The sequence below is a fragment of the uncultured Tenacibaculum sp. genome, from assembly GCF_947494125.1.
Lineage (GTDB): Bacteria > Bacteroidota > Bacteroidia > Flavobacteriales > Flavobacteriaceae > Polaribacter.
This window is the reverse complement of record NZ_CANLTU010000027.1, coordinates 1-5,154: the sequence shown is the minus strand read 5'-3', so window position 1 is coordinate 5,154 and position 5,154 is coordinate 1. Positions and strand designations below refer to the sequence as shown.

Below are 5,154 nucleotides of genomic sequence, written 5' to 3'. Positions count from 1 at the left end.
TAATTAATGTTTTGGTTGATAAGACTAAATATAGCGATTAATAAAGTTCATTGAAAATATTGAAATTGACAGCGTAAACAAAGAGTAGAATAACCAAGTCTAACTACGGTTAGACGAAAATTCTTTTGGAACTTATTCATTAATAATATTAAAGATTATACAATGAAGAGTTTGATCCTGGCTCAGGATGAACGCTAGCGGCAGGCTTAACACATGCAAGTCGAGGGGTAACATTGGTGCTTGCATCAGATGACGACCGGCGAACGGGTGCGTAACGCGTATAGAATCTGCCTTGTACAGGAGGATAGCCTTTAGAAATGAAGATTAATACTCCATAATATTGGGAAGTGGCATCACTATCTAATTAAACATTTATGGGTACAAGATGACTATGCGTCCTATTAGCTAGATGGTAAGGTAACGGCTTACCATGGCAACGATAGGTAGGGGGTCTGAGAGGATTATCCCCCACACTGGTACTGAGACACGGACCAGACTCCTACGGGAGGCAGCAGTGAGGAATATTGGTCAATGGAGGCAACTCTGAACCAGCCATGCCGCGTGCAGGAAGACTGCCCTATGGGTTGTAAACTGCTTTTATACAGGAAGAAACAGTCGTACGTGTACGGCCTTGACGGTACTGTAAGAATAAGCACCGGCTAACTCCGTGCCAGCAGCCGCGGTAATACGGAGGGTGCAAGCGTTATCCGGAATCATTGGGTTTAAAGGGTCCGCAGGCGGTCAATTAAGTCAGAGGTGAAATCCCATAGCTTAACTATGGAACTGCCTTTGATACTGGTTGACTTGAGTTATACGGAAGTAGATAGAATAAGTAGTGTAGCGGTGAAATGCATAGATATTACTTAGAATACCGATTGCGAAGGCAGTCTACTACGTATATACTGACGCTCATGGACGAAAGCGTGGGGAGCGAACAGGATTAGATACCCTGGTAGTCCACGCCGTAAACGATGGATACTAGTTGTTGGGATTTATCTCAGTGACTAAGCGAAAGTGATAAGTATCCCACCTGGGGAGTACGGTCGCAAGACTGAAACTCAAAGGAATTGACGGGGGCCCGCACAAGCGGTGGAGCATGTGGTTTAATTCGATGATACGCGAGGAACCTTACCAGGGCTTAAATGTAGAGTGACAGGGCTAGAGATAGCTTTTTCTTCGGACACTTTACAAGGTGCTGCATGGTTGTCGTCAGCTCGTGCCGTGAGGTGTCAGGTTAAGTCCTATAACGAGCGCAACCCCTATTGTTAGTTGCTAACAGGTAATGCTGAGGACTCTAGCGAGACTGCCGGTGCAAACCGCGAGGAAGGTGGGGATGACGTCAAATCATCACGGCCCTTACGTCCTGGGCTACACACGTGCTACAATGGTATGGACAATGAGCAGCCACTATGCGAATAGGAGCGAATCTATAAACCATATCACAGTTCGGATCGGAGTCTGCAACTCGACTCCGTGAAGCTGGAATCGCTAGTAATCGGATATCAGCCATGATCCGGTGAATACGTTCCCGGGCCTTGTACACACCGCCCGTCAAGCCATGGAAGCTGGGGGTGCCTGAAGTTCGTTACCGAGAGGAGCGGCCTAGGGTAAAACTGGTAACTAGGGCTAAGTCGTAACAAGGTAGCCGTACCGGAAGGTGCGGCTGGAACACCTCCTTTCTAGAGAAAGATGGTGAGTTACATAAGAGGTATTTTACTCTTTGCTGTTAATTTTAAAAAACACTAATAATGAAAGCTATTATAGTCTCGTAGCTCAGCTGGTTAGAGCGCTACACTGATAATGTAGAGGTCGGCAGTTCGAGTCTGCCCGAGACTACAACAAGTTTAATTATTAGAGAGGAAATTCTAGAAATTAGAGGATTCGACATTCAAATTCTGAATAGTATTCTAGGGTTTATAATGGGGGATTAGCTCAGTTGGCTAGAGCGCTTGCCTTGCACGCAAGAGGTCATCGGTTCGACTCCGATATTCTCCACAACGGCATAAAGTTGTTCACAGAAGTTTAAATACTAGTAAGTGTCGACTCGCCACAAGTTCATTGACATATTGGTAAAATGATATCGTAAAGAATCAAGATAGAGAAGTTAAATTAATATTTAACAACAAAATTTTTATAAAAATAAATTATAAAGAGCTCGTTCTAGTATTAATACTAGAGCAAAAAGTACAATAAGCTAAATAAGGGCGTATGGCGGATGCCTAGGCTTTCAGAGGCGATGAAGGACGCGATAAGCTGCGATAAGCTACGGGGAGAAGCACACATTTTATGATCCGTAGATTTCCGAATGGGGCAACCCAGCATGTTGAAGACATGTTACCCGCAAGGGGGCAAACCTGGTGAACTGAAACATCTAAGTAACCAGAGGAAGAGAAAACAATAGTGATTCCGTTAGTAGTGGCGAGCGAACGCGGATTAGCCCAAACCAATGCTGTTACGGCAGTATTGGGGTTGTAGGGCTGCGACATTAGAATCTAAGTGAACTAGAATCGTTTGGAAAGACGAACCAAAGAGAGTGATAGTCTCGTATAGGTAAGCGAAGAAGATATAGCAGTACCCTGAGTAGTGCGGGACACGAGTAATCCTGTATGAATCCACCGGGACCATCCGGTAAGGCTAAATACTCCTGAAAGACCGATAGTGAACTAGTACCGTGAGGGAAAGGTGAAAAGAACCCTAAGTAAGGGAGTGAAATAGAACCTGAAACCGTACGCCTACAAGCGGTCGGAGCACATTTACTGTGTGACGGCGTGCCTTTTGCATAATGAGCCTACGAGTTACTGTTACTAGCAAGGTTAAGGATTTAAGGTCCGGAGCCGAAGCGAAAGCGAGTCTGAATAGGGCGACCATAGTTAGTAGTAGTAGACGCGAAACCGAGTGATCTACCCATGGGCAGGTTGAAGCTGTGGTAACACACAGTGGAGGACCGAACCAGTTGACGTTGAAAAGTCTTTGGATGACCTGTGGGTAGGGGTGAAAGGCCAATCAAACTCGGAAATAGCTCGTACTCCCCGAAATGCATTTAGGTGCAGCGTTGAGCGAAAGTTTTATAGAGGTAGAGCTACTGATTGGATGCGGGGGCTTCACCGCCTACCAATTCCTGACAAACTCCGAATGCTATAAAATGTTACTCAGCAGTGAGGGCATGGGTGCTAAGGTCCATGTCCGAGAGGGAAAGAACCCAGACCATCAGCTAAGGTCCCCAAATATATGTTAAGTTGAACTAACGAGGTGAAACTGCTTAGACAGCTAGGATGTTGGCTTGGAAGCAGCCATTCATTTAAAGAGTGCGTAACAGCTCACTAGTCGAGCGGTTTTGCATGGATAATAATCGGGCATAAACATATTACCGAAGCTATGGATTTATACTTTTAGTATAAGTGGTAGGGGAGCATTCTATTTGCGCAGAAGGTGTACTGTAAGGTATGCTGGAGCGGATAGAAAAGAAAATGTAGGCATAAGTAACGATAAAGGGGGCGAGAAACCCCCTCACCGAAAGACTAAGGTTTCCTCAGCGATGCTAATCAGCTGAGGGTTAGTCGGGACCTAAGGCGAATCCGAAGGGAGTAGTCGATGGACAACAGGTTAATATTCCTGTACTTCTTATAATTGCGATGGGGTGACGGAGTAATGAAAGCACCGCGAACTGACGGAATAGTTCGTTGAAACATGTAGGTATTAGAACTGTAGGCAAATCCGCAGATCTAGCTGAAGTGTGATAGTACAACAAATCTTCGGATGCGTTGATAGTGTGCCTAAGGGCTTCCAAGAAAAACCTCTAAGCTTCAGATTATAAGAACCCGTACCGTAAACCGACACAGGTAGTTGGGATGAGAATTCTAAGGTGCTCGAGAGATTCATGGCTAAGGAACTAGGCAAAATAGACTCGTAACTTCGGGAGAAGAGTCGCCCTCAGCAATGAGGGCCGCAGTGAAAAGGTCCAGGCGACTGTTTATCAAAAACACAGGGCTTTGCTAAATTGAAAGATGATGTATAAGGCCTGACACCTGCCCGGTGCTGGAAGGTTAAATGGAGGGCTTAGCTTCGGCGAAGGTCTGAAATGAAGCCCCAGTAAACGGCGGCCGTAACTATAACGGTCCTAAGGTAGCGAAATTCCTTGTCGGGTAAGTTCCGACCTGCACGAATGGTGCAACGATCTGGACACTGTCTCAGCCATGAGCTCGGTGAAATTGTAGTATCGGTGAAGATGCCGATTACCCGCAGCGGGACGAAAAGACCCCGTGAACCTTTACTATAGCTTCGTATTGGTTTTGGATAAGTAATGTGTAGGATAGGTGGGAGACTATGAAGCGGCGTCGCTAGGCGTTGTGGAGTTGTCCTTGAAATACCACCCTTTGCTTATCTAGAGCCTAACTCAGCAATGAGAACAGTGCGTGGTGGGTAGTTTGACTGGGGTGGTCGCCTCCAAAAGAGTAACGGAGGCTTCTAAAGGTTCCCTCAGCACGTTTGGTAACCGTGCGTAGAGTGCAATGGCATAAGGGAGCTTGACTGAGAGACATACAGGTCGATCAGGTACGAAAGTAGAGCATAGTGATCCGGTGGTTCCGCATGGAAGGGCCATCGCTCAAAGGATAAAAGGTACTCCGGGGATAACAGGCTGATCTCCCCCAAGAGCTCACATCGACGGGGGGGTTTGGCACCTCGATGTCGGCTCGTCACATCCTGGGGCTGGAGAAGGTCCCAAGGGTTGGGCTGTTCGCCCATTAAAGTGGCACGCGAGCTGGGTTCAGAACGTCGTGAGACAGTTCGGTCTCTATCTGCTGTGGGCGTTAGAAATTTGAGTGGATCTGACTTTAGTACGAGAGGACCGAGTTGGACGAACCTCTGGTGTATCTGTTGTTCCGCCAGGAGCATTGCAGAGTAGCTACGTTCGGAAGGGATAAGCGCTGAAAGCATATAAGCGCGAAACCCACCACAAGATGAGATTTCTTTAAAGGGTCGTTGGAGATTACGACGTTGATAGGCTACAGGTGTAAAGGCAGTAATGTCATAGCCGAGTAGTACTAATAACCCATAGGCTTATGTATAAGTCTTCCCTCCTTGTGAGGGAAGCGAAACTCTTTGACAATTTACGATATGATTTTACTAATATGTTAACTTATACAGTTGAAATAT

At 46.3% G+C, this 5,154-nt stretch carries 2 tRNA genes and 2 rRNA genes; all 4 read left to right on the top strand.

The annotated features are described in order from the left end of the window. Positions 1–159: 159 nt before the first annotated feature. The 4 genes from Q0881_RS17595 to Q0881_RS17580 all read left to right on the top strand — a co-directional run bounded on the left by Q0881_RS17595 (position 160) and on the right by Q0881_RS17580 (position 5,066). Positions 160–1,679 (top strand): 16S ribosomal RNA (locus tag Q0881_RS17595). Positions 1,680–1,762: 83 nt separating this feature from the next. Next, positions 1,763–1,836 (top strand) — tRNA-Ile (locus tag Q0881_RS17590). Between the two features lie 85 nt (positions 1,837–1,921). Continuing rightward, a tRNA-Ala gene (locus Q0881_RS17585) sits at positions 1,922–1,995 on the top strand. A 192-nt stretch (positions 1,996–2,187) separates the two neighbouring features. Continuing rightward, a 23S ribosomal RNA gene (locus tag Q0881_RS17580) occupies positions 2,188–5,066 on the top strand. Together the 16S and 23S rRNA genes with 2 tRNA genes alongside form the textbook arrangement of a ribosomal RNA operon. Positions 5,067–5,154 lie beyond the last annotated feature (88 nt).